This is a genomic window from Streptomyces abikoensis, from assembly GCF_014648775.1.
In the GTDB taxonomy this organism is placed as follows: domain Bacteria; phylum Actinomycetota; class Actinomycetes; order Streptomycetales; family Streptomycetaceae; genus Streptomyces; species Streptomyces abikoensis.
Window position 1 is genome coordinate 62,893 of the sequence record NZ_BMRT01000014.1, and the last position, 26,554, is coordinate 89,446.

At 70.6% G+C, this 26,554-nt stretch carries 28 protein-coding genes; 11 read left to right on the forward strand and 17 right to left on the reverse strand.

Annotated features, from left to right (window positions below; all coding sequences use genetic code 11):
• Positions 1 to 16 precede the first annotated feature (16 nt).
• Positions 17 to 1,366, reverse strand: a complete 1,350-nt coding sequence (gene dacB, locus IE096_RS29875; protein WP_373298227.1) for a D-alanyl-D-alanine carboxypeptidase/D-alanyl-D-alanine endopeptidase — start codon at positions 1,364 to 1,366, stop codon at positions 17 to 19.
• A gap of 175 nt (positions 1,367 to 1,541) precedes the next feature.
• Between dacB and IE096_RS29880 the strand changes: the two genes are divergently transcribed.
• Positions 1,542 to 2,039 carry an inorganic diphosphatase gene (locus IE096_RS29880; protein WP_126915332.1) on the forward strand — a complete coding sequence of 166 codons (498 nt, stop codon included), beginning with the start codon at positions 1,542 to 1,544 and terminating at the stop codon, positions 2,037 to 2,039.
• A gap of 193 nt (positions 2,040 to 2,232) precedes the next feature.
• Here the strand turns inward: IE096_RS29880 and IE096_RS29885 are convergent, their stop codons facing one another.
• Positions 2,233 to 3,903, reverse strand: a complete 1,671-nt coding sequence (locus IE096_RS29885) for a threonine/serine exporter family protein (RefSeq protein ID WP_373298225.1) — start codon at positions 3,901 to 3,903, stop codon at positions 2,233 to 2,235.
• 148 nt (positions 3,904 to 4,051) lie between these two features.
• The gene (locus tag IE096_RS29890; RefSeq protein WP_189457030.1) at positions 4,052 to 5,425 is read right to left on the reverse strand and encodes a DedA family protein; all 1,374 of its coding nucleotides are present in this window, start codon (positions 5,423 to 5,425) and stop codon (positions 4,052 to 4,054) included.
• Positions 5,426 to 5,694: 269 nt separating this feature from the next.
• Here IE096_RS29890 and IE096_RS29895 point away from each other — a divergent pair, with 269 nt between their 5' ends.
• On the forward strand, positions 5,695 to 6,060 hold the full coding sequence (locus tag IE096_RS29895) for a YbjQ family protein (RefSeq protein ID WP_189457032.1): 366 nt from the start codon (positions 5,695 to 5,697) through the stop codon (positions 6,058 to 6,060).
• A 19-nt stretch (positions 6,061 to 6,079) separates the two neighbouring features.
• On the opposite strand, the gene IE096_RS29900 is transcribed toward IE096_RS29895, so the two are convergent.
• Positions 6,080 to 6,835, reverse strand: coding sequence for a MerR family transcriptional regulator (locus tag IE096_RS29900; RefSeq protein WP_189457034.1), 756 nt, complete (start codon positions 6,833 to 6,835; stop codon positions 6,080 to 6,082).
• A 169-nt stretch (positions 6,836 to 7,004) separates the two neighbouring features.
• On the opposite strand from IE096_RS29900, the gene IE096_RS29905 reads away from it, so the two are divergent.
• Entirely contained in the window at positions 7,005 to 7,589 is a 585-nt protein-coding gene (locus IE096_RS29905; RefSeq protein ID WP_189457036.1) for a Uma2 family endonuclease, read from the forward strand.
• Positions 7,590 to 7,600: 11 nt separating this feature from the next.
• Here the strand turns inward: IE096_RS29905 and IE096_RS29910 are convergent, their stop codons facing one another.
• A complete protein-coding gene (locus IE096_RS29910) occupies positions 7,601 to 8,596 on the reverse strand; it encodes a Rieske 2Fe-2S domain-containing protein (RefSeq protein ID WP_189457038.1) in 996 nt (331 codons plus the stop codon).
• 196 nt (positions 8,597 to 8,792) lie between these two features.
• Here IE096_RS29910 and IE096_RS29915 point away from each other — a divergent pair, with 196 nt between their 5' ends.
• From IE096_RS29915 to IE096_RS31935, 3 genes are all read left to right on the forward strand, one after another.
• Entirely contained in the window at positions 8,793 to 9,599 is an 807-nt protein-coding gene (locus IE096_RS29915; RefSeq protein ID WP_229820710.1) for a helix-turn-helix domain-containing protein, read from the forward strand.
• Complete coding sequence (locus tag IE096_RS29920; RefSeq protein ID WP_189457040.1) at positions 9,596 to 9,796, forward strand: DUF397 domain-containing protein; 201 nt, start codon at positions 9,596 to 9,598, stop codon at positions 9,794 to 9,796. The genes IE096_RS29915 and IE096_RS29920 overlap by 4 nt, the downstream gene beginning before the upstream one ends.
• A gap of 187 nt (positions 9,797 to 9,983) precedes the next feature.
• A complete protein-coding gene (locus tag IE096_RS31935) occupies positions 9,984 to 10,811 on the forward strand; it encodes a hypothetical protein (protein WP_268248370.1) in 828 nt (275 codons plus the stop codon).
• Here IE096_RS31935 and IE096_RS29930 read toward each other — a convergent pair.
• The 5 genes from IE096_RS29930 to IE096_RS29950 form a co-directional block, all read right to left on the reverse strand.
• On the reverse strand, positions 10,789 to 14,616 hold the full coding sequence (locus IE096_RS29930) for a wHTH domain-containing protein (protein WP_189457042.1): 3,828 nt from the start codon (positions 14,614 to 14,616) through the stop codon (positions 10,789 to 10,791). The genes IE096_RS31935 and IE096_RS29930 overlap by 23 nt on opposite strands.
• A 41-nt stretch (positions 14,617 to 14,657) precedes the next feature.
• A complete protein-coding gene (locus IE096_RS29935) occupies positions 14,658 to 15,227 on the reverse strand; it encodes a PadR family transcriptional regulator (protein WP_189457045.1) in 570 nt (189 codons plus the stop codon).
• Between the two features lie 45 nt (positions 15,228 to 15,272).
• On the reverse strand, positions 15,273 to 15,818 hold the full coding sequence (locus IE096_RS29940) for a DinB family protein (RefSeq protein WP_189457047.1): 546 nt from the start codon (positions 15,816 to 15,818) through the stop codon (positions 15,273 to 15,275).
• 84 nt (positions 15,819 to 15,902) lie between these two features.
• The gene (locus IE096_RS29945; RefSeq protein WP_189457049.1) at positions 15,903 to 17,423 is read right to left on the reverse strand and encodes an aldehyde dehydrogenase family protein; all 1,521 of its coding nucleotides are present in this window, start codon (positions 17,421 to 17,423) and stop codon (positions 15,903 to 15,905) included.
• Positions 17,424 to 17,602: 179 nt separating this feature from the next.
• Complete coding sequence (locus tag IE096_RS29950; protein ID WP_189457051.1) at positions 17,603 to 18,466, reverse strand: Sco1979 family transcriptional regulator; 864 nt, start codon at positions 18,464 to 18,466, stop codon at positions 17,603 to 17,605.
• A 312-nt stretch (positions 18,467 to 18,778) separates the two neighbouring features.
• Between IE096_RS29950 and IE096_RS29955 the strand changes: the two genes are divergently transcribed.
• Entirely contained in the window at positions 18,779 to 19,288 is a 510-nt protein-coding gene (locus tag IE096_RS29955; RefSeq protein WP_189457053.1) for an ATP-binding protein, read from the forward strand.
• 9 nt (positions 19,289 to 19,297) lie between these two features.
• Here the strand turns inward: IE096_RS29955 and IE096_RS29960 are convergent, their stop codons facing one another.
• From IE096_RS29960 to rpmG, 4 genes are all read right to left on the reverse strand, one after another.
• Positions 19,298 to 19,537 carry a DUF397 domain-containing protein gene (locus IE096_RS29960; protein WP_189457055.1) on the reverse strand — a complete coding sequence of 80 codons (240 nt, stop codon included), beginning with the start codon at positions 19,535 to 19,537 and terminating at the stop codon, positions 19,298 to 19,300.
• A gap of 269 nt (positions 19,538 to 19,806) precedes the next feature.
• The gene (locus IE096_RS29965; RefSeq protein WP_189457057.1) at positions 19,807 to 20,958 is read right to left on the reverse strand and encodes a CobW family GTP-binding protein; all 1,152 of its coding nucleotides are present in this window, start codon (positions 20,956 to 20,958) and stop codon (positions 19,807 to 19,809) included.
• The gene (locus tag IE096_RS29970; protein ID WP_189457059.1) at positions 20,958 to 21,215 is read right to left on the reverse strand and encodes a type B 50S ribosomal protein L31; all 258 of its coding nucleotides are present in this window, start codon (positions 21,213 to 21,215) and stop codon (positions 20,958 to 20,960) included. The genes IE096_RS29965 and IE096_RS29970 overlap by 1 nt, the downstream gene beginning before the upstream one ends.
• 6 nt (positions 21,216 to 21,221) lie before the next feature.
• A complete protein-coding gene (gene rpmG, locus IE096_RS29975) occupies positions 21,222 to 21,386 on the reverse strand; it encodes a 50S ribosomal protein L33 (protein ID WP_189457061.1) in 165 nt (54 codons plus the stop codon).
• A 62-nt stretch (positions 21,387 to 21,448) separates the two neighbouring features.
• On the opposite strand from rpmG, the gene rpmB reads away from it, so the two are divergent.
• Both rpmB and rpsN read left to right on the forward strand, forming a co-directional pair.
• A complete protein-coding gene (rpmB, locus tag IE096_RS29980) occupies positions 21,449 to 21,688 on the forward strand; it encodes a 50S ribosomal protein L28 (RefSeq protein ID WP_189457063.1) in 240 nt (79 codons plus the stop codon).
• Entirely contained in the window at positions 21,688 to 21,990 is a 303-nt protein-coding gene (gene rpsN / locus IE096_RS29985; RefSeq protein WP_189457065.1) for a 30S ribosomal protein S14, read from the forward strand. The genes rpmB and rpsN overlap by 1 nt, the downstream gene beginning before the upstream one ends.
• Positions 21,991 to 22,053: 63 nt before the next feature.
• Here rpsN and IE096_RS29990 read toward each other — a convergent pair whose 3' ends face one another.
• Positions 22,054 to 22,383 (reverse strand): UBP-type zinc finger domain-containing protein, encoded by a 330-nt coding sequence (locus IE096_RS29990; protein ID WP_189457067.1) that lies wholly within the window; start codon positions 22,381 to 22,383, stop codon positions 22,054 to 22,056.
• Positions 22,384 to 22,696: 313 nt separating this feature from the next.
• Here IE096_RS29990 and IE096_RS29995 point away from each other — a divergent pair, with 313 nt between their 5' ends.
• Together IE096_RS29995 and IE096_RS30000 are read left to right on the forward strand one after the other, a co-directional pair.
• Complete coding sequence (locus IE096_RS29995) at positions 22,697 to 23,725, forward strand: rod shape-determining protein (RefSeq protein WP_189457068.1); 1,029 nt, start codon at positions 22,697 to 22,699, stop codon at positions 23,723 to 23,725.
• 100 nt (positions 23,726 to 23,825) lie between these two features.
• Positions 23,826 to 24,281 carry a tellurite resistance TerB family protein gene (locus tag IE096_RS30000; protein ID WP_189457070.1) on the forward strand — a complete coding sequence of 152 codons (456 nt, stop codon included), beginning with the start codon at positions 23,826 to 23,828 and terminating at the stop codon, positions 24,279 to 24,281.
• A gap of 102 nt (positions 24,282 to 24,383) precedes the next feature.
• Here the strand turns inward: IE096_RS30000 and IE096_RS30005 are convergent, their stop codons facing one another.
• Together IE096_RS30005 and IE096_RS30010 are read right to left on the reverse strand one after the other, a co-directional pair.
• Positions 24,384 to 25,469: a type III polyketide synthase gene (locus IE096_RS30005; RefSeq protein WP_189457072.1), complete on the reverse strand. Its 1,086-nt coding sequence runs from the start codon at positions 25,467 to 25,469 to the stop codon at positions 24,384 to 24,386.
• Between the two features lie 278 nt (positions 25,470 to 25,747).
• The coding region (locus tag IE096_RS30010) for a biotin/lipoyl-containing protein (protein ID WP_189457074.1) at positions 25,748 to 26,554 on the reverse strand (807 nt) is incomplete at its 5' end.

Sequence of the window (26,554 nt, forward strand, 5' to 3'; positions counted from 1 at the left end):
GGGACAGGGGCCTCCGCTACGTCCCGGCCAGCGCGGACGCCGCCCGGTCGAGGGCCTTCTGGGCCGCATCCGCGTCCGTCGTCCCCGAGGCCAGGAACGCGAAGGCCAGCAGCCGCCCGTCCGGCGTGACGACCGTCCCGGCCAGCGTGTTCACGCCCGTCAGCGTGCCCGTCTTGGCCCGTACGGCCGCGCGGCCCGCCGCGTCGCGCGGGTAGCGGTCGCGCAGGGTGCCGCTGAAGCCCGCCACGGGCAACCCCGTGAGGACCGGCCGCAGGGCCGGACGGCCGGGCTCCGCCGCCCGGGCCAGCAGCAGGGCGAGGAACTCCGCAGACGCGCGGTCCGCGCGGTCCAGGCCGCTGCCGTCGACGACGCGGACGGCCGGCATCGGCAGGCCCAGCGCCGCGAGCCGCTCCGTGACGGCCTGCGCCGCGCCCTCGAAACTCGCCGGCTTGCCCGAGGCGAGCGCCGTCTGCCGCGCCAGCGCCTCCGCGATGTCGTTGTCGCTGTTGGTGAGCATCCGCTCCACCAGCGCGGACACCGGCGCGGACGCCACCGACGCCAGCCGTGCCGCCGCCTTCCCCTCCGCGCGCCCCTCCCCCGGCTCGCCGTCGACGTCCACGCCCTTCTCCCGCAGCAGCGCCGCGAACTTCCGGGCAGCGTCCGCCGCCGGTTCGGCCGTACGGTCGGCGGGCCCGTGGTCGGAGTCGTCGAGGCGCCCCTCGTTGACCATCAGGGGGCTGACGGGGGCGATGTTGTCGTTGAGCCCGATCGTGTGGAGCACGGGCCCGGAGTAGCGCGAGACGTCGTACGCCACCTTCACCCGCCCGGTGGTGCCGCGCGCCTTGAGGGCGCGGACCGTGGCGTCGGCCAGGTCGCCGAGGCCGGCCGCGGTGAGCGTGGGATCGCCGCCGCCCACCAGGACGACGCCGTCGCCGCCGCCCGACGCCATCACGGTCGTCTCGATGCGGTGCTCCGGCCCCACCGCCGACAGGGCGGCGGCCGCCGTGGCCAGCTTGATCGTGGACGCCGGGGTGTACGCGTCCGACTGCGCCACCCCGTACAGCCGCTCCCCGGTCGTGGCGTCGACGACGGCGGCCGCGTGGTCGGCACCCAGCGCGGAGTCCTTCAGGAGGGGGTCCAGGACGGGCGCCAGCGCCTCCGCCGGGCCGCCGGCGGGGCGCTTCCCGGCGGCCTTCAGGCCCGCGAGCACCGGCGGCGCGGCGCCCGGCGCGCGTTCGCCGTCGGCGTGACGGGCGCCGCCGGGCCGTGCCGCGGCTGCGGCGAGGTCCCGTTCGGCCTTACGCTGACCCCCGTCCCAGGGCCCGGTGGCTGTCACCGCGCCGGTCGCCAGCGCCAGGCCGGCCACGGCGGACAAGGCGGCGAACCGTACGGTTCGCCGTTGTTCGCGAGAGGCGTCCCGCCACCACCCGACCTGCCGGCGTCCGGCCTGCGGCACCACGGACCAGCCCCTTTCGCCACCACACTCCTGCGTGGGGGACACTTAATCACCAGACGTATGTGTTGATCAGAAGGAGCCACCCGTGGAGTTCGACGTCACCATCGAGATCCCGAAGGGTTCGCGGAACAAGTACGAGGTGGACCACGAGACCGGTCGCATCCGTCTGGACCGCCGACTCTTCACCTCGACCAGCTACCCGGCCGACTACGGCTTCGTCGAGAACACCCTCGGCGAGGACGGCGACCCGCTGGACGCGCTGGTCCTTCTCGACGAGCCGACGTTCCCCGGCTGCCTCATCAAGTGCCGCGCCATCGGCATGTTCCGCATGACGGACGAGGCCGGCGGCGACGACAAGCTGCTGTGCGTCCCCGCGAACGACCCGCGCGTCGAGCACCTCCGTGACATCCACCACGTCTCGGAGTTCGACCGCCTGGAGATCCAGCACTTCTTCGAGGTCTACAAGGACCTGGAGCCGGGCAAGTCCGTCGAGGGTGCGGACTGGGTCGGGCGCGCGGAGGCCGAGGCGGAGATCGAGGCGTCCTACAAGCGCCTTGAGGCGTCGGGTGGGGCCCACCACTGACGCACTGACGTGCAGCTGGTGAATGCCGGGTCGGCCTGAGGCCGGTCCCGGCACCGCCGGACACCGCCGTGGTGGCAGAACGCCGCCGCGGCGGTTTTGGCGTGCCCAGGGGTGCCGAAGCGAGGTCATGCGGCCGCGGGCCGTCCGTGGCCGGTCGCGCAGTTCCCCGCGCCCCTTCGGGGCGCGGTACCGCTCAGAAGCCGCGCGTGCGCTTCGCCGCGCGGCGCGTCGCGGCCTCGCCCGGGACCTTCAGGAACATCCGGGACATCTCGCTCCCCAGGTTCACCCCGATCGCGATGGCCAGCGCCAGCGCCGCCGCCTTCGTGATCGCCGAGATCCCCGTGTTCAGCTCGTTCTTCGCGAAGTTCAGCAGCGCGAAGTACGTGGCGCTACCCGGCAGCAGCGGGCCGATCGCCGCCGTCACGTACGGCAGCGCGGACGTGTGGCGGTAGCGCGACAGCAGCTGGCCGAAGAGGCCGACGAGGCCGGCCGCGATCGCCGTGGCGGGCACCGGGTCCAGCCCCGCCGTGTCCGCGAGCGCCCCGTAGACGACCCACGCGACCCCGCCGTTCAGCGTCACCAGCAGCACGGTGTGACGTTCCTGCTGAAGCAGCAGCGCGAACGCGAACACCAGCAGCATCGCCGCCACGATCTGGATGACCGGCCGCTCCCGGTGGACCAGCGCCGCCTCCGGGTTGAGCGTCTTCCCGCCGACGTGCACACCTCCGTACAGCACGACCAGCACGCCGCAGACGATGCCCGCGATGAGGTAGCCGACCTCCAGCAGCCGCGCCGCCGCCGTGATGTAGAAGCCCGTGAGCCCGTCCTGGACGCCCGCGACCAGCGCCCGTCCCGGGATCAGCGCGAACAGCCCGCCCGTGATCACCGCCGACGCCTGGACGGGCGTACCGGTGGCGCTCAGCGCCACGCCCATCGCCGCGGGCGGCATCGCCGCCGCCACGAACTGGTAGAACTCCGGCAGCCCCCGCCCCGACGCCAGCCACGCCAGCCGGTCGCCGAGCATCGCCCCGACCGCCGCCGCCAGGAACACCACGAGCCCACCGCCCACGAGCAGGCTCGCCGCGCCCGCCAGCAGCCCGGAGGCGAGGGTGAGCGCCCAGCTCGGGTACGGGTGACGGTTGCGGCGTATCTCGGCGAGGCGCCCGTACGCCTCCTCCAGGGTCAGCCCCTGGGTGGTGATGTCGTGGACGAGCCGGAAGACCGCCGCCAGCCGGTTGTAGTCCGTGCCGCGCCGGCGCACCGTCCGGTTGGCGGTGACCGGGTCGTCGACGAGCGAAGGCTGGTAGCTGACGGTCAGCAGCGTGAACGTGACGGTCGGCTCGCAGCGCGCCAGCCCGTACGCGTGCGCGACGCCGAACATCGCCGCCTCCACGTCCTCGGCGCCCTCGCCGCCCGCGAGCAGCAGCTCGCCTATGCGCAGCGTCAGGTCGAGGATGCGCGGCACGGGCGGCCCGGGCTCCTCCGCGTGCTTCTCCGGCCGCTCCGGCACCGGCCGCTCCAGGACCGGCATCCGCAGCATCGTGCGCATCCGGTCCTGCCAGGGCGCCTCCTTGGTCAGGCTGACCTTGGGTATCCCGTACGGCGGGGTGTAGGCGGCGTAGGAGGAGGCAGCCCCCTCGGCGCCCTTCGTCCCGCCCTTGCCGGTGCCCTTGACGACGCCCTTGGGAAGGGCGAATTCCGACGTGGGGTGGTCGTCCTCGGGCGGCGCGGGCGGCAGGGGCACGCCCAGGGGCGGGGTGAAGGCGCTGTGCGCTTCGTCGGACTGCGGTTTGCGGTCCTCGGCGCCCCGGTCGGGCTCACCGTCCTGGCTCGCCGTACCGCTTCCCCGCTGGCGTTCCACCACCACGTACTCCTCGGTGCGACCCTCCTGTTACGGCCAGGATGCACGCAGGGCGAGGGGCCCGCGCACCGGGGGCGGGGAAAACGGAGCGACGGGCTCCCTGACGGTTCCCTAATGTGCCGTTAACGGCGGGAAGGTGCCGCGTTCCGCGTCAGTGCCGGGGCTGCTGGGGGTGGTGGGGGCGCTCCTGGCCGTCGTCGTAGCCGCCGTTGTCGTAGCCGCCACCGTCGTAGCCACCGGCATTGCCGCCATTGTTGTAGCCGTAGGCATTGCTGCCGTAGCCGCCCTGGCCGTAGGCGTTGTTGTTGCCGTAGCCGCCCTGGGGGTGGGGGTACTGCTGAGGCTGAGGCTGGGCCTGGGGGTGGGGGTGGGGGTACTGCTGAGGCTGGGCCTGGCCCTGGCCCTGGGGGTAGGGCTGAGGCTGGGCTTGGGGGTAGGGCTGGGACTGCTGGGGGTACGCCTGGGGCTGCGAGTACGCCTGGGGCTGGGGCTGGCCGTAGCCGCCGGAACCGTAACCACCGCCGTAGCCGCCCTGGCCGCCCTGCTGGCCGCCATAGCCGCCGCCCTGCCCGGCGTATCCACCCTGCCCGGCGTACCCGCCCTGACCCCCGTAACCACCGGCCGCGGCGTAGCCGTCCTGCCCGCCGTAGCCGCCCTGGTTGCCAAAGCCGCCGGCCTGGCCGCCCTGACCGCCGTGACCGCCGTGGTTCCCGTACCCGCCGTCGGGGCCGCCGCCCTGAGCCTGGCCACCGTGACCGTTACCGTGCCCCTGCCCGTTACCGTGCCTGGGGCCGTCCTCGCCCAGGCCGAACCCGCCCCAGTCGAACCCGTCGTCCGACGGCGTGGCCGGAGCGGGCGGAACGGACGCGGCCTCCTCCGCCGCGGCAGCGGCCGCCTTCTTCGACTTGGACCGCGCCCGCAGGAACTCGATGGCGATCGGCACGACCGAGACCAGCACGATCGCGACCAGCATCAGCTCGATGTTCTTGTGAACGAACTCGATCTTGCCGAGCGCCGCGCCCAGGAGCGTCACCCCGCCGCCCCACAGGGCGCCGCCGATGACGTTGAAGATGAGGAACGAGCGGTAGTTCATCCGGCTCACGCCGGCGATGATCGGCGTGAACGTCCGGATCACCGGCACGAAGCGGGCCAGGACCAGCGACTTCGGCCCGTGCTTCTCGAAGAATTCATGGGCCTTCTCGATGTTCTCCTGCTTGAAGAGCTTCGAGTCCGGCCGCTTGAAGAGCGCGGGGCCGACCTTGCGGCCGAAGAGATAGCCGGCCTGGTCGCCGAGGATCGCCGCGAGGATCACCAGGACGCACACCACCCACAACGGATACTTCAGCGCGTTCGTCGTGACCAGCAGACCGGTCGTGAACAGCAGCGAGTCGCCCGGCAGGAAGAAGCCGATGAGCAGGCCCGACTCGGCGAAGACGATGGCCAGGACGCCCCACAGGCCGAATTGGCCGATCAGGTAGTCCGAGTCCAGCCACTGGGGGCCGAGCGCGAGAGTGGTGGGGGTCACGGTTGACGGTCTCCTGGGTGGAGGGCGCAGGCTCGCAGGCTCGTTGCGAGGCCCGGGCACAGGCGGGGGAGGCGGTGTGCCGCCCGAGGTTACCAACGTGCCCGCGACGACCCCGGTTCCAGACGGCCCCCCGGCACCCGTCCCGGGGCGCGCACGCCCGCTCACGTGCCGTTATGTTCCGTGTACACCCGAACGGCGCAACCCGGCCGCCCCGGCGTGCGTCCCGAACGGCGAACGGCAAAACTGCACACACATACGGAGGTGGATGCATGGGCATCGACGAGTACGGCGGCGGCCAGAAGTCCCAGGACGTCCTGGTGGTCACCACCAACGACGTGCCCGGCTACCGGGTCGACCGCGTCATCGGCGAGGTCTTCGGCCTCACCGTGCGCTCCCGGCACATCGGCAGCCAGATCGGCGCGGGCCTGAAGTCCCTCGTCGGCGGCGAGCTCAAGGGCCTGACCAAGACCCTGGTCGAGACCCGCAACCAGGCCATGGAGCGACTGATCGAGCAGGCCCGCGCCCGTGGTGCCAACGCGGTGCTCATGTTCCGCTTCGATGTGACGGAGGCCGCCGACGTCGGCACCGAGGTCTGCGCCTACGGCACGGCCGTGGTGATCTCCCCGCACGCGTGAAGCGCCGACTCAGCGCAGATCAGCTGCGGCGGATCGCGTTCGCGAGGATCGCGTCCCGCAGGAAGGCGGCCATGCCGGGCCTGATCGACTCGTACGTCGCGGCGAACCGCTCGTCCGCGACGTACATCTCGGCGAGCCCGGCGTGGATCTCGTACGAGCAGTCGTAGAAGGACTCACCGATCTGCCTCCGGTGCTCCTCCGCGAGATCCATCGCCTCCTCCGACTCCGGCGCCGCGCCGCTCTCCATGAGCGCGGCGATCCGCGCGTTCAGCCCGTCGGCGGCGGCCTTGATCCGCAGCCAGTCCTCCTTCGTGTAAGCGGCGGCCCGGCGCTGCGACTCCTTGTACGGGTCCGTGCCGCCCCAGCGGCGTTCGGCCTCGGCCGCGTGTGCGTCGGGGTCGAAGTCGCCGAAGACCTCGAACTTCTCCTCGGGGGTGAGCTTGATGCCCATCTTTCGCGCCTCCATGGCGTGCTCCACGGCGGCGGCCATGCGCTGGAGCCGGTCGATGCGGCCGGTCAGCAGCTCGTGCTGCCGCCGCAGGTGCTCGGCCGGATCGGCGTCCGGATCGTCCAGCAGCGCCGCCACCTCCTCGAGCGGAAACCCGAGCTCCCGGTAGAACAGGATCTGCTGCAGCCGGTCGAGATCCGCGTCCTCGTACTGCCGGTGTCCCGCGTGGCTGCGGCCGGACGGGAGGAGACCGATCTCGTCGTAGTGGTGCAGCGTCCGAACGGTCACGCCGGCGAGGGCGGCGACCTGTCCCACGGAGTAGCTCATCGGCTCCGCTCCTTTCGTTCCTTGCACGCTCCACGGTGGGGGCTCACGTGACGTGAGGTGCAAGTCGCGGGGCACCGCGAGTCGGAGAAACGGTCCGTCCTCACCCGGGTGGGTGGCATTACGTTCGAGTGCGGGACATGCGTCCACGATCTCGCCCACCATCCGGTCCATGAGAGCAACGCTGAGCAACTGGATGTACCCGCCCGAGGACGGCTGGACGTACGAGCAGGTGAAGGACCTCGCCCTGCCATGCGGCTGGGAACTACTGGGCGGGAAGATCGTGGTCCGGGGGAAAACCAGCTGGTGGCACGACGAGGTCCGCGATGAGCTGTATCACCGGCTGAGAAGCGCGAAGCGCGAGCCATTCACCGCCAATATCGAACGGTGGACCATGCTCGACGAGCGCAGCGTCCTAACGCCTGACGTCCTGGTCTTCGACAAGCGCGATCTCGACGTGCGGACCCTGGATTGCACTCCCGCCGGGAAGGCCGTGCTCGCGGTCGAGGTCGTCTCTCCCGGCACGCGTTCAGAGGACCGCTACTACAAGCCGGCCATGTACGCCGACGCAAAGATCGACCACTACTGGCGCGTCGAACGCGGTGAGGACGACCTGCCCGTCGTGTACGAGTTCTGGCTGCACCGGGAGGTGGACTGGTACATCCCCAGCCCCGAGTGCTTCAAGCACACCGGCACACTCAAGACCGACGTCCCCTTCCCCATCGAGATCGATCTGCGCAGCCTGATCGAGGTCTGACCGACCACCGGTCACCTCTCCGCCGTCGCATAGAACTGGCGGGCCCAGTGGCGGAGTTCTCCGATAGGGCCGTCGCCGCGTTGCAGGCGGGGGTGGGGGAGATAGCGCTTGTTGTGCCAGATGGTGATGTCCTTGCGGACGTCGTGGGTGAGCCAGGTGAGGCCGAAGCGGGCCAGGAGGTGGGAGGCCACGGCGAGGGGTGGGTCGCGGAAGCGGTCGGGGACGGCCCAGGGGACCGTGATCGCGCAGCCGACGAAGACGCGGAACTGCGTCCGCCACGGCCCTGTCGGCGTGGGGTTCACCCACATCCGCATCGACACCCCGAGCGCCGGGATCTCCGCCTCGGCCAGCACCAGCCCCAGCCCGAACTGCCGTACCGCGTAGTCGACCGGCACTATGCCGATCAGCGGAAGGCTGCGCCGCGCCCGCACCTTCGCCGTGCGGACCGGGCCGTCCGTCCTCGCGGTGACGAGCTCCTTCGTGTCCACGAAGCCGTGGATCGGGCCCTTGTGGCCGTAGTCGGAGATGTTTTCCGCCACTTCCTGCGGGTGGGTGTCCGCCTGCAGGGTGCGTTGCACCGGCGTGCTGAAGCCCGGTTTCGGCAGCTCCGGTAGCTGCCAGTCGGGCGGCGCCCCCGTCTCGTCGTACCAGACGCAGATCATGCCGTTGACCTCGCACACCGGCAGCAACGTCAAGGAGAGCTCCGGTGGATGCGGGCCGTACGGCGAGCGCCGGCAGGTGCCGTCCAGGCCGTAGGCGAAGCGGTGAAAGGGACAGACGAGGTATTCACCGTCCACCGTGCCGCCATGGCCCAAGTGGGCCCCGAGGTGCGGGCAGTGCGGACGGATCGCCCGTACCCGCCCGCCACGGGTCCGGTAGAGGACGACGTCCTCGCCCGCCAGCCGCCGGGTGGCGACCGTGCCGGCCTTCAGCTCACGGGTCGAGCTCAGACAGAACCAGCCCCGTGGATAGGGCAGCGGGGCGGGCGCGTTCGGGTTCCCCTCCACATCACCATGCTGCCGCCGGTCAAGGTGGCTCAAACAGGACTTTTGCGTATTTCAGTGGGATGTCGAGGCGTACGACCGTTATCGGGGCCCGGGAGGGACGTGGTGCGTAAGTTTTCTCATCGCGAGGCCGAAACCACCCTGGCTTGGGATCGTCGTATGCGGTAGCGACGGGAGTAAGTACGAGAGGACTCATCCGATGACGTACACGCGCCCACGGCCCATGGCGTGGCAGTACTGCGGCGAGCAGATCAAGCTCTGGCGGAACCTCGCCGGAGTCAGCCGCGAGACGCTGGCCAAGGAGGCCGGATACGGCTGCGAAACGATCGCCTCGGTGGAGCAGGGGCGGCGACGGCCGGCGGTGCATCTGCTGCGCATCGCCGATCAGCTCTGTGGGGCGAAGGGGTTGCTGCGGGCGGCGGAGAAGTATCTGGAGCCCGAGCAGTTTCCGGAGCGCAGCCACGACTACATGCGGTACGAGGCAGAGGCGATCGCCATCAGCTCGTACCAGCCGATGCGGATCCCTGGGCTGCTCCAGACGGAGGAGTACGCACAGGAGCTGATCGGCAGTTGGTGGCCACCGCTCGACGACCAGACCGTTGAGGTACGTGTCGCGAACCGGATGAAGCGCCAGGCTCTACTGGACAAGCAAACGCACGTTTTCAACTACGTGATCGGAGAACCCGCCCTCCGGTACCCGATCGCGAGCAGGGAACAGCACCAGCGGCAGCTGCACCACCTGCTGACGGTGAGCAAGCGTCGCAACGTGACGATCCAGGCTCTCCGTTTCGACGGCATCCCCGTCGGCATGGACGGATCATTGATCCTGCTCGAGACACCGGATCACAAGCATTTCGCTTACGAGGAAGGGCAACTGACCTCCTCCTTGACCGCCGAGCCGGACAAGGTCAGTCAGGCGACGCAGACGCTCGCACGCATCACTCAGCTGGCCATGGGCCCGGGCGAATCGGCAGCCTTCATCGAGGAATTGGCAGACACGCAATGAAGTGGTTCAAGTCGAGCTTCAGTGCCGGTGACGGCAGCGAATGCGTGGAGGTCGCCACCTCCCCGCACGCCGTCCACGTCCGGGACTCGAAGCTCGGGTCCGACGACAGCCCCCGAATATCCGTCCCCAGGGCCTCCTGGGGAACGTTCCTGCAGCACCCGAGCTTCGGGACTCGGGATTCGAGCGCCTTCTCTTAGGAATGGGAGGTGGGCTCAACCCGCCCTCCCTCCCCGCCTCTTGCACACCCGAGTGACTTTCCGCAACCGAGTCGCGACGCTGTGCGCTCTCCCTGTAGCGTGCGCAGCAACAAGCGACCCCCGCCGGTGCTCCAACACCGAACGGGGGTCTGACCATCAAGATCGCTAAGGATTAGGAATCGATCCCATGGCTGACGCCAACATTAGTCCCCCCATGGCCTCCCCCGGCTACGGAAAACGCTCCGCCCCCGGCCAGGCCCCCCGCGACCCCCACACCTTCGCCCACCTCCCCGCCCGCGAGGCGTACATCGCCTCCCACATCGACCGGCTGCCCGACGGCGCGGCGATGGACGCGAAGACGCTGGCCAAGGAGCTGCCCTACGGGCAGCAGGCCGTCCGGACCGCCCTCAACAACCTCTCCGAGGCGGGCCACCTGCGCCGCATCCGCGAGCCTGCCGGTGACGGCACCACGCAGTGGGTCTTCCGCACGTTCTTTTCTCGAACGGCGCGCAGCGACGCATGGTGGGAGCGCTGGCTGAACGAGGGCGACGAGCCCCAGCCGGAGACCAAACCGCAGCGCTCCCCCGCCTACGACGCCCTCGCCACCCTCGGCCTCGCCGACCCCCGCCTCGCCCTCTCGGCGAGAGAGTGCGCCGACCTCGAACCCCTCGCGGCGGAATGGCTGGCACGCGGCATCCCACCCGCCCAGCTCGTCGCCGCCCTCACCGCCGGGCTCCCGGCCTCCGTCCACTCCCCCGCCGCTTTCACCCGAACGCGGCTCAGGGAGAAGATGCCGCCCGAGCCACCCTCGGTGCCCCAGGCGCTCGGTCGCCGGATCATGGAGTGCACCTCCTGTCGCACACCCGGCCGCCCGGAAGCCCTCTCCGGCGGGCTCTGTCGCGTCTGCCGGGGCGTGGACGTGCCGGATGCCGGGGTGAGCGCGCAGCACGAGGTGGTCGTACGGGCCCACGTTGCCCGGATCAGGGCGGGAATCAAGCGCGGGGGACGAGCCTGAGCGCCGCCCGGATGGTGTCGGCCGCCGGGGCGACCCGCAGGCCCAGCTCCTGGAGCCAGGTGGTGATCTGGTTCAGGGGGTGGCCGAGTCGGAGCGAGGCCTGGAGGAGATCCCGGAGGTCGAAGCCCCGCAACGTACCCGAGATCCGCAGATCCATGTCGTGCTCGCCCTTCCTGATCAACGCGCGCGCTTCGGCGAAGCTCAGGCCCTCCGGCAGATCGTCCCGTGAGAGCCGGACCCCGTATCCACGGAGGTGCCAGGCCACTTCCTCCGGCACTGTCCGCAGCGCCTCGGCGGCGTTCACGACATGGGCGAAGGGGACGGGATTCTCCGTGTCGATCTCCCACCACAGGTTTTCGTACGCCAGCAGTTCCTCGTCCAGCCGAGTCGGCGCGGACGGGAGAGTGAGCGGGACACCGATGCCGTAATCACGCAGCCGGTCGATGTTCTCCTGCGGCGAGCGGCCGCCTCCGCGCAGAACGTGCCAATAGAGGACTCCCTTTCCGGGCCGCAGATAGCCGTTGTCGTCACGCAGCAGCTGGATGTCATCGGCGTTGGCGTCGGCAGGGAAATCCGAGGGAGTACGGAAGCCGAGATAGGCGAGCTCGGCCAGCAGTTGGCCCGGCGGGATCCCCAGTTTGACGGCGCTCTCGAGCACCTGGCCCGCAGCAGTCGGCTTCGCGTGGGTGCGCCACGGGTATTTCCCGTTGGCTTCCTGGCTCAGCAGTGTCACGACCCTGGCATCCGGCCGGTCCGGCAGGCAGGCGGCGTCGTATCGCAGGCCGTACGCGTCGAGCCTCGCGCAGACCGCGGGCACGGGAATGCCGAGGGTCAGACTCGCCTTGGCGATGTGCCCGGGAGGGACGGTCTCATCGGGTTCCAGCCACCCCGTACTGTGACCGGCCGGAGCCAGGTCCAGGCCGATCAGGGAATCGTGATCGGCGGCCGCGGCGAGCGTCACCACCGCTTCCCGGACCGGAACGCCGATGTCTCTCCAGCGGGCGGCCGCTTCTTCGACGCCCACGCCCATGGAACGGGCCGCGCTCCGCAGTTCGTCCACCGCCACGGGCCGGTCGAGGGGCCGGACCCCCAGCTCGGCGGCGCGCTGGGCGGCGGACTGCCAGGTGATGCCGAGCTCGTCCGCCGTGGCCAAGCAGTCTCGGAGGTGCCTGCTCCACCCCATGCGAAGGTTCCAGTGCCGGTACTGGACCGACGTGCCCTTCCGGGAGAGCAGCAAGATGTCGGAGGGCAGGGCCGGGCGTACCCGAACGTCACGAAGCTCCGGACACGCTTCCTCCAGGAGCGTCAGGGCAGCGCTGGGCCCGTGCGCGGCGATCCGCCAGAGCAGGACGTGGTCCGGTGGGATGCCGATGGCTCTCGTCCATGGCAGACCCGGCGCGTTCTTGCGCCGGTCGCCGTCCCCGAAAACGCCCCCGGGCAGGAACTCCATGTCGGACGGGAGGCACCCGGCCGTGGCCATGTCGACATCGCAGCCCTGGAAGGTCAGCACCCGCCCCGCCTCGCCGACCGCCTTGGTGATCATGTCGGCCAGCCGGTGGCTGGACTCCGCGATATGGCAGATCCACGCATAGCTCGGCAGCGCCTCGTCGCTCGCGAGCAGGCTCTTCAGCGCCCGCCCCAGCAGATCCTCCAGTTGCCCCGAGACATCGTCCAGCGCCCTGGACCGGTCGACGGAGAGCCGCCCCGGGGCGTGTGCTCCGCAGAGGTTGACCACTGCCCCGCGCAACCCCGAGTGGCCGTCCGCCGAGAGCACACCCCGCCGGATCTCGGGCTGGACGACCAGCCCGTCCACGAGCAGACCGCCCCCGTTCTCGCACCAGAACACCTGCACGCCGTCCGGGGCCTCCGGCCACTCGACCAGCGCACCGTGAGCGTTCAGCCCGAAGCGTTCCCGGTCCGGGGCGTCTCGCGCCGTGAGCCGGCCGGGCTGCCACGTCCTGACGCGCTCGCCGTGGCGGGCTTCGGTGGGGAACTCGGCGATGCCGAGGAGACGTTCGAGGGTGCTCAGGCACGACGAGTCGGTCCCGTCCCGCAGGTAGAGCCGGACCTGCGTGCCCGCCTCGTCCCCCCGCTCCTCCAGCCGCTCGATGCGGAACAAGTGGCCCGGGCCATAGATCGACACCCGGAGCAGCGGCCCCAGCCGCCCCCGCGCGTCCATACGGCACGTCGTCACCCGGATCTCGTCAGCGAGCATGAAATAGCTCAGCACGCCGATGCCGAAACGGCTGTTGGGGAACAGCTCCACCGGTGGAACGGCCTCCGCCCAGCCCGCCCGTTCCAGCTTGAAGTCGAGCTGGTCGACGAAACGCGAGCCCGCCTGGGAGAAGACCCCGCGCAGTTCCGATTCACCCATGCCGACGCCGTTGTCGCGGCACTCGACGTACTCGCGGCCGTCGTCGTCCGTCCCCTGCTCGAAGTCGATCCGGCCGTCGTACGTGTACGTGGCGTCCCGCGTCCGGTCCAGGTATTCCGTGCGGGCGCGGCGGTAGCGGCAGGCGTCCAGGGCGTTCTGGTAGAGCTCGCGGACGGCGAGGTCGCGGTCGCGGTAGAGCTGGACGCCCATGAGGAGGTCGCGGACGCGGCGTTCGTCGAGGCGGAAGCTGGCCCAGCCCGTGAAGACGCCCTCCGCCGGGGTCACGCCGTCCGCCGACAGGCGGGCCGGGAGGGCGGGCACGGGCTGGGTGACGCGCTCGCGGGCCGTGCGGCGGACGGCGGCCAGGAGGGTGTCCGTGCGGTCCGTGTAGGCGCGGAGGCCCTCGATGACGGCCTCGTGGTGACACTCGGCGTGGAGCACCGGGAGGTCGTGGGAGCCGCCCCAGCGGGATCTTTCCAGCGTGCGGCGCAACTGGACGAGGTCCACGGGGTGGGGAATGCCCAGGTGCTCCACGACGATCTGCGGCAGGGCGGTGATCTCACGGCTCGCGCCGTGGGCGAGGGCGAGGAGGAGGGCCAGCCGCTGGTCGCGGATGCGCTGGGGGCCGCCGCCGCGTACGCCGGCGGCGTCGTCGGCGGGGAGCTCGTCGAGGTATTCGCGGTTGCAGACGTCGGGGCCGCGGCGCAGGCCGTGGAGGAGGCGGCAGATCCGGCGGGGGTCCAGGGCCTCCCCCAGCGCGTGGGCCGGGGCGCCGACCGCCTCCCATAGCGTCCGGACCGTCGCCGCGTCCGAGAACTCTTCCCGCAGCGCCAGCCATCGGTGGAACAGCCACCAGCCGATGGGTTCCGCTGCCTCGGGGTGCTGGAGGGCGCGTTTGACGAGCAGGTCGTGCCCCTCGGCGAACACCTCGAACGACGCGCGCTCGGGGCCCGGCCCGGGATGCCTGTCCAGGCGCTTCGGGGCGACCCGTGCCCGTAAGGAAGCCGCCAGGCGCAGGGTCTGCACGCGGTACACGAACGGCATCAGGACGAGCAGGGCCGCCTCCGCCGGGTAGAGGTCGAGCCGGCACTCGGGCCCCGGCTCTCCCAGCAGCCACTCCACGCTCTCCGCGAAGCGCGGGACGACGGCGTCGTCCCGCCAGGGGTCGTCGGCGAGCTCGCCCTCCGCCTCGTCCCGGAGGCGGGCCAGGGCCGCGACGGTCTCGGCGACGCGCTCACGGAAGAAGGACGCGTCGCGGTCGGCGGGTACGTGGCGCCACGCCGTCGAACGGACGGCCAGGTCCACCCAGTCGTCGGCGGAGGGGGCGGGGGCGGACGGGCAGGGCACACCTTGGACGGTGATCTCCCGTCCCATGAAGACGAATTTGGCGTTCGAGTTGTTGAACTCGTTGTTGGTACCGTCCCGTTGCACGCGCTCCACCCTCCCCACAACAGTGGGGAACCAGCGTAGAGTCAGGAGGGCTCGTCCTCCCCCGCCATCACGTACGCGCCCGCCTCCAGGCGGGCGATCAGGCCGCGGGCCCAGGTCTCGCGGGCCTCGGCGAGGGCGCGCCAGAGGGTGCCGATCTCGGCGATGTGGCCCCAGTCCTCGCCCTCGGCCGGGGTCCAGCGGCGGTCGATGTCGGCGCGCCATTCCTCCAGCGCGGCCACGCGCTGCCGGAGGAGGGCGATGGCCTCGGCGCGCGGCAGGTCGACGAGGAAGCCGACGCCCGCCGTGAGGACGTCGGTCTTCTGGTCGTGGGCGACGAGGGACGCGCGGAGCAGGGCGAAGTACTCCGCCTCGCCCGCCTCCGTCAGCTCGTACTCCGTGCGCGGGGGGCCGCCCGCCTCGCTGGGGGCGGTGTCGTGGGCGACGAGGAGGCCCTGCTTGGCCATGGCCTTGAGCGCGTGGTAGATCGAGCCCGGCTGGGCGCTCGACCATTCCTGGGCGCCCCACATTTCCAGGTCGCCGCGGACCTGGTAGCCGTGGGCGCGGCCGTGCCGGCGGACGGCGCCCAGGACCAGCAGCCGGATGGCCGACATCTTCGCCTCGGTCTCCTCTTCGATCGGCCCCCGCCGCGAGCCAGCCTAGGCGTCCTCGCCCTGCTCCTGGGCCACCAGCTCGAAGGCGGTCTTCCCGTCGATCGTCTCGCGGATGATGTCGGCGTGGCCCGCGTGGCGTGCGATCTCCTCGATGAGGTGGAGCAGGAGCCAGCGCATGGACAGGCTGGCCTCCTTCGGGAACCACGGGGCCGGCGGCAGCTCGAAGGTGCTCTCCAGGTCCACCGAGCGGATGAACCGCTCGGTCGCCGCCGCGGCCTCGTCCCAGCGGGCGAGGAGGACCTCGACGGTCTCCTCCTCGGTCGGGCGCCAGCCCTGCTGCCAGCGCTCCGTCGTCTCCTCGAAGGACTTGGGCGCGTTGCCCTTCGCCCACTCGATCCAGCCGGTCTCGGCCTGGATCACGTGCTTGAGGAGCGCGTGCAGCGACATCTCGCTGGCGCTCGGCACGGACGCCGCCTGCTCGGCCGTCAGGCCCAGGAGTGCGCGACGGAGGCCGCCGCGCTGGCCCGCCAGGAAGGCCAGCAGCGTGCCGCGCTCGTCGGTGACGTCCTTCTCGACGACATGGATGGGCATGGGGTCCCCCTGTGTTTCTCGTCGGCTTCTCGTCTGTTTCTTGCGACACAGACACCGTAGGGGTGATGTAGGTCAGAGTCCGTCCTAGAAGGGGAATTCGCTCCTGCCGTGCTGGATCGAGATCCACTTCGTCGTCGTGAAGACCTCCACCATCGAGTCGCCGTTCAGCCGCCCCACGCCCGAGTGCTTCTCGCCGCCGAACGGCACGATCGCCTCGTCGTGCACGGTCGAGTCATTGACGTGGATCATCCCGGTGTCGATCCGCCGGGCCACCCGGACGCCGCGTTCCACGTCACCCGTGTGCACGGCACCGCTCAGCCCGTACGGCGTGGCGTTGGCGAGCCGGACCGCCTCCTCCTCGCCGTCGAAGGGGATGATCAGGGCGACGGGGCCGAAGATCTCCTGGGCCAGGATCGGGGAGTCCGCCGGCAGCCCCGTGAGGACCGAGGGGCCGACCAGGGTGCCGTCCGTCCGGCCGCGGACGAGAGCGGTGGCGCCGTCCGCGACGGTCTGGTCCACCAGGCTGGTGATGGCCTCCGCCTGGCCGGAGTTGATGAGGGGGCCGATGTGCGTAGCCGGGTCGCCGGGGTCGCCGACCTTCAGGGTCCGTACCTTGGCGACGAACTTCTCGGTGAATTCACGCTCGACGGCCCGGTCCACCAGCACACGGTTGGCCGCCATGCAGACCTGCCCCTGGTGGATGAAACGACTGAAAACAGCGGCGTCCACGGCGTAGTCCACGTCCGCGTCGTCGAGGACGATCAGGGCGCTGTTGCCGCCGAGTTCGAGGATGGTCCGCTTGAAGTGCGCGGCGGCGACGGTGGCGACGTGGCGGCCGACCTTGTCGGAGCCGGTGAAGGAGATCACCTTGGGCACGGGGTGCTCGATGAGCGCGTCGCCGATCTCCGCTATGTCGGTGACGACGACGTTGAGGACGCCCCCGGGGAGGCCGGCGTCCTCGAAGAGCTTGGCGACCAGGCCGCCGCCGCAGATCGGCGTGTTCTGGTGGGGCTTGAGCACGACGGCGTTGCCGAGGGCCAGGGCCGGGGCGACGGACTTGATCGAGAGGAGGAAGGGGAAGTTGAAGGGGCTGATCACCCCGACGACCCCGACCGGGACGCGGTAGAGGCGGTTCTCGCGGGTGTCGTCCGGGGCGGGCAGGATGCGGCCCTCGGCGCGCAGCGCGAGCTGGATGGCCTCCCGTAAGAACTCTCTGGCCAGGTGGAGCTCGAAGGCGGCCTTGACGGCCGTGCCGCCGCACTCGGCGGTGATGGCGGCGGTCAGTTCGGCCTCGTTGTCGTCGATGACGCGCAGGGCGCGTTCGAAGACCAGGCGGCGGCGGTAGGGATTGACGGCGGCCCAGCCGGGCTGGGCGCGCTCGGCGGCGCGGTACGCCTGGTCGATCTCGTCGACGCCGGCGACCGTGATCGAGGCGAGCTTCTCGCCGTCGTAGGGGTTGAAGTCGACGATGTCCCAGGAGCCCGTGCCGGCCCGCCACTCGCCGTCGATGTACTGGGCGGCCAGGGTGTCGAAACAGGAGCCGTAGCCGCTGGACGGTCCATGCGAACCGTGGGTGCCGTGCGAACCGTGCGTGCCGTCGGACATGCGCCATCCCGTCTGCGAAATGCGGGGCGCCCGGGGCGCCCGTCATGAGGTGCGTCGCGTTGGCGCACCGCTCTTCCATGCCGCTCCATGTCGCGTCGATGGCGCGCCACTGCCGCGCCAGGGCGTCGCGCCAGTGTCGCGTCCATGACGTGTCGCTGAGACGTCATCGTACTGATGTGTCACAGGAGTTGAAGACGCCGCGCAATCAGATCGCGGGTCTTCTCCGGGGAGAGGCTGTCCTCGTGGAGCCGCTCCATGACCCGGGCGTACTGGGCCACTTCCTCGGCCTTGTCGAGGTAGAGCGCGCTGGTCAGCTGCTCCAGGTAGACGACGTCGGAGAGGTCCGACTCGGGGAAGCGCAGCATGGTGAAAGCGCCGCTCTCGGCGGCGTGTCCGCCGTGGGCGAAGGGCATCACCTGGAGCGTCACGTTGGGCTGCTCGGAGATGTCGGCGAGGTGCTGGAGCTGGTTGCGCATGACCGTTTCGCCACCGTACGGGCGGTGGAGGGCCGCCTCGTCGAGGACGGCGTGGAAGCGAGGCGCGCGCTCGGAGAACAGCAGCTTCTGGCGCTCCATGCGCAGCGAGACCCGGCGCTCGATCTCCGCCTCGTCGGCGTTGGGCTGACCGCGTACGACGACGGCGTGGGCGTAGCCCTCGGTCTGGAGCAGGCCGTGGACGAACTGCACCTCGTAGATCGAGATGTCGGAGGCGGCGCCCTCCAGCCCCACGTACGTCTGGAACCACCCCGGGAGCACATCGCCGTAACTGTGCCACCATCCGGCGACATTGGCCTCGCGGGCGAGGCCCAGCAGGGCCTCGCGCTCGGCACCGTCCGTGACCCCGTAGAGGGTGAGCAGATCCTCCACATCCCGTGCCTTGAAGCTCACCCGGCCCAACTCCATACGGCTGATCTTCGACTCGGACGCTCGGATCGAGTAGCCGGCCGCCTCGCGCGTGATGCCGCGCGACTCGCGCAGCCGCCTGAGCTGCGAGCCCAGGAGTATGCGTCGCACCACGGAACCGCTCGACTCGCTCGTGGCCATCTCTGGGACCCTTCCTCTTCCGGTCCTGTTCCGGTGTGTCGTTTCCGCGCCTCTCTGAGGGCGACCCCCGCTACCCCCGGCGCCGAAGTCTGCCATCTTCGGGCTTCGTTGAGTGCATGCACGGTTACGCAGACCAGCCACGGGCAGGAGCTCTACCGCAGGGGGCGTAGGGAGAATTGCACCCCAACCCCCCTGTGCGCCCCCAAATCCACCGCGTGCACGTGCATCTGCCCTTGCATCCGCCGGGCGCATTGGCAACCATGGAGCTCGCACACGTGCACGTCACGTACTCGACTGCCAGGAGTGCCTCGGATGGGTACCGAAGGATCGACTGTGCTCTCCCCCTTATGGAGAGGGCTGCCCACGATCGACTCATCCGCAGCCTCCACTTCCGCCTCCTGTTCGCTCCCGCCCCACTTCGAAGCGGTCGGAAGTGCTCGGAAATTCACCCGGAACACGCTCGACCGGTGGGATCTGATCGGGCTTTTCGATGAGGTGGCGCTCGTCGTCAGCGAGCTGGTGACCAACTCGATGCGGTACGCCATGCCGGCGGCCTCCTCGGGGGAGTTCGCGGTCGTCGGGGAGTACGAGACGCCCGTACGCCTGCATCTGATGCGCTGGACGTCGCGGCTCGTGTGCGCGGTACGCGATCCGAGCGAGTCGGGTCCGGTCGTGGGCGAGGCCGGCGCCGGGGACGAGTGCGGGCGCGGGCTGTACCTGGTCGAGTCGTTCAGCGACGCGTGGGGCTGGCATCCGCTGGCGGGCGCGCTGCACGGCAAAGTCGTCTGGGCTCTGTTCCGGCTGCCGCGCGACCGCGACTAGATCACGGGGTTAGTCGCCCAGCAGGTAGTCGAATTCGCCGTCCTTGATGCCCAGCACCATGGCTTCGATCTCGGCGGGTGTGTACACGAGCGCCGGACCGTCCGGGTGGCGGGAGTTGCGCACGGCGACCCCGCCACCCGGCAGCTTGGCGAACTCCACGCAGGAGCCCTGGGAGTTGGAGTGCCGGCTCTTTCGCCATTCGACATCTTCGATGTCCGAGGCGGCCATGCCGTTGTACGCCTGGGGCACTGGACTCTCCCGGATCATTGCAGGGGGCACCCTCATCCGCAGAACATGGATTCGAGGATGGCAACTGCTCCGGATCATAGCCGCGTTCATGTGCCTCTGCATGAGCCGATGCACGTGCACTCAGGGTGTTCCCGCCACTACTTCACGACTTCTTCGCGGAAGACGAACGTCCGTCCGGGCCCGCTCCGGAATAGGGGAATTCAAGATTCTGAGGACGATTGGGCGCCGGCTCAGGAAACCGGTTCACGGACCCGGCTCGCGGACCCGGCTCAGGAAACCGGGTCGAGGAGCCCGTCGAACGCCGGGGGCAGCCGACGCCACGCGGCCGGGCCGCCCGCGTACTCGGCGTCCGTGAGCAGGCACGACTCCAGCAGTGAGCACAGCTCTTCGCCGTTGAGGCCGGGCGAGGTGAAGGTGAGGTACTGGGAGCGGTCGCCGTGCTCCGGGTGCCAGTCCAGGGCCGCGGCCACACGGCGCTCGGCGGGCACCATCTCCCAGGCGGCGTCCGGCAGCGCGGCCAGCCACGGACCGGCGTTCTCGACGCACAGGGCGCCGCCCGCCGCGTCCCACGACAGCAGCGTGTCGGGCCGGTCCGCCAGCCAGAACCTGCCCCGGCTGCGGGCCGCCGCGCAGGTCAGGTCCTCCAGGGCGGCGTAGAGCCGGCCCGGGTGGAACGGCCGGTCGCGGCGCCAGACGAGCGTGGCCACGCCGTGCGCGTCGGCGGCCTGCGGCAGCAGCGCGCACGCCGGGTGGAGGCGCGCGGCGGCCGCCTCCACGTCGAACCCGGCGACGGCCGCGGCGGCCAGCTCCACGGATTCGGCCGGAATACTGCGGGCGGCGGGGGCGAGTTGGCGCAGCAGGGCGTGGTCGCTCTCGTCCGCCCGCTCGGCGCCGTGCGCCAGGGCCAGTACGGAGACGTACTCCAACTGCCGGGCGAAGGTGTCGCCCACGGTGCGCCGGTCGGTCGGAGCCGCGGCGATCCCGGCCTCGGCAAGGTCGTCGCCGTTCGCGAGCGTCGGCAGCACGAGGGCCGGGTCGACGGCCGTGAACACGCCGGAGAGCCGGGTGTCCGGGCCGCCGTGCGCGGCCACGACCTCCGCCATGGCCTTGGGCTCGACGGAGTCCCACAGCTCGACGACGGCCAGGCGGTGGACGCCGAGCCCGGCGAGGCGCTCCAGCTCGGGGATCAGGTCCTCGCGCAGGGCGCAGCAGGCGCAGTCGTTGACGAGCGGCGTCTCGCCGGCGTCGAGCGTGCCGGAGCGGTCGCGCACGGTCCGGCGGACGGTGCCCGTGACCGCCGCCGTCGACAGGTCGTGGTGGAGCGTGACGGAGCCGGGGACGGTGCGCAGGAGGCTGTCGACCACGGCACGGCGGGCGTCGGCGTGGATGCCGGCCACGAGGACCACGGGCAACTCACGCATCAGCTCGCGCCTTTGCGGTTGCCGTAGCGGCGTTCGAAGCGTTCCACGCGGCCTGCGGTGTCCAGGACGCGGGCGGTGCCCGTGTAGAAGGGGTGGCTCGCGGAGGAGATCTCGACGTCGACGACGGGGTAGGTGTTGCCGTCCTCCCACTCGATCGTCTTGTCGCTGGTGGCCGTCGAGCGGGTGAGGAAGGCGAAGTCGGCGGCGCGGTCGCGGAAGACGACGGGGCCGTAGGGCGGGTGGATTCCGGGCTTCATGGCGGGTCAGCGCTCCTCTCGGAAGGTCACGTGGCGGCGGGCGACGGGGTCGTACTTGCGGAGTTCGAGGCGCTCGGGGTTGTTACGGCGGTTCTTGCGGGTCACGTAGGTGTGGCCAGTGCCGGCGGTGGAGCGGAGCTTGATGACGGGGCGTAGGTCGTTGCGGGGCATGGGGGCTACTATACAGAAATGGTTTCCATTTTCATTAGCCGAGATGGGGAGGGTCCTCTGTCATGTCTGCCGCTCACTGCCAGCTGACCGGGCGAAAGCCCGGCTTCGGCAACTCCGTTTCCCACTCCCACCGCCGCACGTCGCGCCGCTTCGACCCCAACGTGCAGCGCAAGCGCTACTGGCTCGCGAGCGAGGGCCGCCACGTGCGGCTCACGCTCAGCGCGAAGGGGATCAAGACCGTCGACGCGATCGGCGTCGAGGCGGCCGTTGCCCGCATCCGGGCCCGGGGAGGGAAGGTCTGATGGCCAAGAAGAGCAAGATCGCGAAGAACGAGGCCCGGAAGGTCGTCGTCGCGCGGTACGCGGCGCGGCGGGCGCTCCTGAAGGCCGTCATCCGGGATCCGCGCACGACGGCGGACGCGCGACAGGCCGCGCAGCACGAGTTGCAGGGCCAGCCGCGTGACGCGAGCGCGACACGGGTGCGCAACCGGGACGCGGTGGACGGGCGGCCCCGGGGGTACCTGCGGGCGTTCGGGGTGTCGCGGGTTTCGCTGCGGGGGTTGGCGCACGCGGGGTATCTGCCGGGGGTGCGGAAGGGGAGCTAAGCGCTCCGCCGGCAGTCCGTAACGTCATCCGCGGGTGCGCCGTAGCACCGGTCGCGCCCGGCGCTACGGCTGCGGTAGCAGCAGCACCTCGTCCGCGTAGCACCACGCCCACGTCTCGCCCGGTTCGAAGGACCGGGCGACGTCGTGGCCGGCGTTCTCACGCGCGTGAGTGGTCGCGTGGTGGTGGGGAGAGCTGTCACAGCAGCCGATGTGGCCGCACGTGAGGCATTCGCGGAGGTGCACCCACGTCGCCCCGATGCGCAGGCAGTCCTCGCAGCCTTCCGTCGTGCTCGGGGTCACCTCGTGCGCGGTCTGCGCCAGATGGGCGCAGGACCGGTCCGTCGGACGGCCTTCGAGGTCCGCGGCGACCCGCCAGGAGAGCGGCTCGGTCATATCTTCGAGCGTAGGCCCCTCCGCGCCGGGGCGAAAGCCGAGGTCACGGGGATTGTCAGTGGGGGCTGGCAGACTCCTTCCCGTGAGCCGGGGTGCGGACACGGGCTACGGGGGTGCCCGTATCCGCCCCCGCTCGCCTGCGCTCGGCCCCGCTCGGCCCCGCTCGGCCCCTGCTCTCACCGCCGCTCGCACCGCCCGCTCTTTCGGGCGCGCGCATGCGCCCGTGCAGCCCATTTCGGCGGGCAGCGCGGCGCGCCGCCTTGCACGATGGCCGCACGTCCCCATCCATCGCGCACCCCAGGGCAGGACCGTGATGACCCTCAGTCTCGAGCAGCTCTCCCGTTGCACCGTCGCCGTCGACCTCGGCGCGTCCCGCACCCGCGTCTATCTCAAGGACAGCGGGCTGATCGTGGACGAGCCGAGCCTCGCGGCCGTCAATTCCCGGACGGGGTCGCTGATCGCGGTGGGCTCACTGGCCGGGGGGATGGCCGGGCGGACGCCGGAGCACATCAAGGTCGTCCGGCCCATCTCCGGTGGCACGGTGGTCGACATCGACATGGCCCAGCGGATGCTGCGCTTCCTCGTCAACGACAAGATCCGCCGGGCCTGGCGGCGCAAGCCGATGCTGCGGGCGGCCGTCTGCCTGCCGCACGACGCCGAGCCGATCGCCCAGCGGGCGGCCGTGGAGGTGCTGAGCGCCCTGGGCTCGCGTCGCGTCGAGCTCGTCGACACGCTCATCGCCGCCGCCGTCGGCTGCGGGCTGCCCGTCGAGCGGCCGGAGGCGACGATGATCGTGGTGTGCGGCGCCGCCTCCACCCAGGTCGCCGTGCTCTCGCTCGGCGCCATCGTCGCCGCCGAGAAGGTGGCGATCGGCGGGGACGCCATCGACTACGCCGTCATCCAGCACCTGCGCAGCGTCCACGAGCTGATGCTGCCCTCCCAGGGGCTCCACCCGCTGCACCTCGCGCTCTACGACCCGGCGCGGATGGGCTGCGAGGCGGAGGTGCGCGGGCGCGACGTGGCCACGGGGCTGTCGCGCACGGTGCTCGTGAACACCGCGCACGTCCGCGAGGCCATCCACAGCCCGCTCACGGCCGTGCTCGACGCGATCGGCCGGGTGCTGCGCGAGTGCCCGCCCGATCTGGTCGCCGATCTCGCCGATCGCGGCATCATGCTCGCGGGTGGCAGCGCGCGTCTCCCTGGACTGGACACGATGATCGAGCAGGCCACGGGCATGATGGTGCAGATCGCCGACAATCCCGATGTGTGTTCCGTCATCGGACTGGGCGCGATGATCGAGGGAAAGATCAAGCCACTTCATCTCGACGCGGCTCGTAATTGACCCCGTGGCCAGTTGACCCCGTAGGCCCGCTTGGGAACTTCTTTACCCGTCTCAACAGTTCTGCCAGTGCATCCCCGTATTCACAAGGAGATTTACGCACATGGCGCTCTGGGACCGGCTCAAGGATTCGGCCACGACAATGCAGGGCCAGCTGCTGGCGAAGAAGAACGAGCTCAAGAGCGGGGCATTCCGTGACGCGAGCATGGCAATGTGCGCTCTGGTGGCGGCCGCTGACGGTTCGATCGACGCTTCCGAGCGGCAGCGCGTCGCCTCGCTGATCGCCACCAACGACGTTCTGCGGAACTTCCCCGTCGACGATCTCCAGGCCCGTTTCAACGACTACTGCCAGAAGCTGTCGACCGATTTCGAGTTCGGCAAGGTCAGCGTTCTCCAGACCATCGGCAAGGTCCAGAAGAAGCCGACCGAGGCGCGTGCGGTCGTGCAGATCGGCATCGTCATCGGTGGGGCGGACGGGGACTTCGACAAGACGGAGCGGGCTGTTGTTCGCGAGGTCTGTTTCGCGCTCGGGATCAATCCCGCGGAGTTCGACCTCTGACCTCTGACGGGTCCGGGAGCGGGTCCGGGGGCTCCGCCCCCGGACCCCCGGTCCTCAAACGCCGGACGGGCTGGATTGCCGGACGGGCTGGATTCGGCCCGCCTACGCCGAGAGCGGCATCGCCACCGGGACGCGCTCGCGGTCCGACGTCCACGTGCCCAGGGCGATCTCGGCCGTGATGCCCGGGCCGAAGCCCGCGATGATGCCCCGGGCCGAATCGTCCGCCCCGCCGTCCTGGAAGAGGCGCTCCAGCGCGTCGAAGATGACGGCGCTCGCGATGTTGCCACGCTCGGTGAGCGTCTCGCGGCTGTAGCGAAACGTTTCTGGAGCCAGGCCGAGATAGTGGCTGAGGTCGTCCAGGATGCGGGGGCCGCCGGCGTGGACGATGTAGAAGTCGAGCTCGGAGACGTCCCACTGGTACGGCTCGGCCATGTCGCGCATGGCCGGGGCCAGCATGGCCATCGTGCCCGGGACCCGCTTGTCCAGGATGAAGTGGAAACCCGTCTCCCGCACCCCGTAGGAGATCCACTCCTCCGTGTCCGGCACCAGGTGCGAGCCGTTCCGCTCGATCCGTACGCCCGTGCCGCCCTCGCCGCGCACCACCGCGCAGGCGATGGCGTCGCCGAAGAGGCCGTTGGAGAGCAGATTGCCGACGCCGAGGTCCGTGGGCTGGTAGAGCAGCGAGCAGAACTCGCAGGCCACGATCAGGACGTTCGCCTTGGGGTAGGCCCGGCAGAAGTCGTGCGCGCGGTTGATCGCGGCGCCGCCCGCCGCACAGCCGAGCTGGGCGATGGGGAGCTGCCGGGTCTCGTTGCGGAAGTCCATGGTGTTGATGAGCCACGCGGTCATCGACGGCATCATGAAGCCCGTACAGGACACGTACACGATCAGATCGATGTCACCCGCCGTCAGCTCCGCGTGGTCGAGCGCCCGCCGTACGACGGCCGGGACACGGGCCTTGGCCTCGCGCTCGTAGCGAGCGTTCCGCACGGTGAAGCCGGGGTGTTTGAGGGTGTCCTCGATCGGCTGCACGAGGTGCCTGGTCTGCACGCCCGTGTTGCCGATCAGCCGGAGCGCCAGCTCCAACTGAGGGTGATCGGCGTGCAGGGTGCGCGCGAGATCAAGGGTCTGCTCCCTCGTGATCACGTGCTCGGGGACAGCGATGGCCGGTCTGCACAATGTCGCCATGTCGGCCTCCCAGTCGCGGCGCTCTCTCGATGCCCAGGGCCGCCGAAATGGCGCACCACCCTATGTCCAGTGCATGCCGCATCGGGAAGCGCGCCACACATATGCTCTGAAAGTTCACCCGAAGAGCGGACTTATCTCCATAAACGGCACTTACGTTCATCGAACATACAGGGAGTCCACAGGACCCGCACGGGCTACTGACAGGACATGCCGCGCCGGGCGGTCCGTGGTATTCCCCGGTCCCGCCCGGCGCGTCCGACGCCCTCGTCGGTCGTTCGTCAGTCCTTGATCTCGCAGATGACCGCGCCCGACGACAGCGACGCGCCCACCTCCGCCGCCAGGTCCTTCACCGTGCCGGAGCGGTGGGCGTTGATGGGCTGCTCCATCTTCATGGCCTCCAGGACCACCACCAGGTCGCCCTCGTTGACCTGCTGGCCGTCCTCGACCGCGACCTTGACGATCGTGCCCTGCATCGGCGAGGTCAGCGAGTCGCCCGACGCCGCCGCGCCCGCCTTCTTCGCCCCACGGCGCTTGGGGCGCGCACCGCCACCCGCGGCCGGGGCGCGGCCGATGCCCGCGCCGAGCGAGGACGGCAGCGTGACCTCCAGCCGCTTGCCGCCCACCTCCACCACGACCGTCTCGCGGCCCTCGGGCTCGTCCTCGTCCGCACCGGCCGGAGCGGCGAAAGGCTCGATCGTGTTGGTGAATTCGGTTTCGATCCAGCGGGTGTGGACGTGGAACGGGTCGCTGGTGAACGCGGGGTCGGTGACCACGGCGCGGTGGAAGGGGATGGCGGTGGCCATGCCCTCGACCTGGAACTCCGCCAGCGCACGCGCCGCCCGCTGCAGCGCCTGCTCACGCGTCGCACCCGTGACGATCAGCTTGGCCAGCAGCGAGTCCCACGCCGGGCCGATGACGCTGCCGGACTCCACACCCGCGTCCAGCCGCACACCCGGACCCGTCGGCGGGGTGAAGGTGGTGACGGTGCCGGGGGCGGGCAGGAAGTTACGGCCCGGGTCCTCACCGTTGATCCGGAACTCGAAGGAGTGACCACGTACCGCCGGGTCGTCGTAGCCGAGCTCCTC

Coding starts and splice junctions, on each gene's coding strand:
- IE096_RS30005 (WP_189457072.1), bottom strand. CDS start 25,469: ATGGCGACATTGTGCAGACCGGCCATCGCTGTCCCCGAGCACGTGATC.
- IE096_RS29970 (WP_189457059.1), bottom strand. CDS start 21,215: ATGAAGCCCGGAATCCACCCGCCCTACGGCCCCGTCGTCTTCCGCGAC.
- rpmB (WP_189457063.1), top strand. CDS start 21,449: ATGTCTGCCGCTCACTGCCAGCTGACCGGGCGAAAGCCCGGCTTCGGC.
- IE096_RS29945 (WP_189457049.1), bottom strand. CDS start 17,423: ATGTCCGACGGCACGCACGGTTCGCACGGCACCCACGGTTCGCATGGA.
- IE096_RS29935 (WP_189457045.1), bottom strand. CDS start 15,227: ATGTCGGCCATCCGGCTGCTGGTCCTGGGCGCCGTCCGCCGGCACGGC.
- IE096_RS29990 (WP_189457067.1), bottom strand. CDS start 22,383: ATGACCGAGCCGCTCTCCTGGCGGGTCGCCGCGGACCTCGAAGGCCGT.
- IE096_RS30000 (WP_189457070.1), top strand. CDS start 23,826: ATGGCGCTCTGGGACCGGCTCAAGGATTCGGCCACGACAATGCAGGGC.
- IE096_RS29920 (WP_189457040.1), top strand. CDS start 9,596: ATGAAGTGGTTCAAGTCGAGCTTCAGTGCCGGTGACGGCAGCGAATGC.
- IE096_RS29965 (WP_189457057.1), bottom strand. CDS start 20,958: ATGCGTGAGTTGCCCGTGGTCCTCGTGGCCGGCATCCACGCCGACGCC.
- IE096_RS29900 (WP_189457034.1), bottom strand. CDS start 6,835: ATGAGCTACTCCGTGGGACAGGTCGCCGCCCTCGCCGGCGTGACCGTT.
- IE096_RS29940 (WP_189457047.1), bottom strand. CDS start 15,818: ATGCCCATCCATGTCGTCGAGAAGGACGTCACCGACGAGCGCGGCACG.
- IE096_RS29950 (WP_189457051.1), bottom strand. CDS start 18,466: ATGGCCACGAGCGAGTCGAGCGGTTCCGTGGTGCGACGCATACTCCTG.
- IE096_RS31935 (WP_268248370.1), top strand. CDS start 9,984: ATGGCTGACGCCAACATTAGTCCCCCCATGGCCTCCCCCGGCTACGGA.
- rpsN (WP_189457065.1), top strand. CDS start 21,688: ATGGCCAAGAAGAGCAAGATCGCGAAGAACGAGGCCCGGAAGGTCGTC.
- IE096_RS29995 (WP_189457068.1), top strand. CDS start 22,697: ATGACCCTCAGTCTCGAGCAGCTCTCCCGTTGCACCGTCGCCGTCGAC.
- IE096_RS29955 (WP_189457053.1), top strand. CDS start 18,779: ATGGGTACCGAAGGATCGACTGTGCTCTCCCCCTTATGGAGAGGGCTG.
- IE096_RS29905 (WP_189457036.1), top strand. CDS start 7,005: ATGAGAGCAACGCTGAGCAACTGGATGTACCCGCCCGAGGACGGCTGG.
- IE096_RS29895 (WP_189457032.1), top strand. CDS start 5,695: ATGGGCATCGACGAGTACGGCGGCGGCCAGAAGTCCCAGGACGTCCTG.
- IE096_RS29915 (WP_229820710.1), top strand. CDS start 8,793: ATGACGTACACGCGCCCACGGCCCATGGCGTGGCAGTACTGCGGCGAG.
- rpmG (WP_189457061.1), bottom strand. CDS start 21,386: ATGCCCCGCAACGACCTACGCCCCGTCATCAAGCTCCGCTCCACCGCC.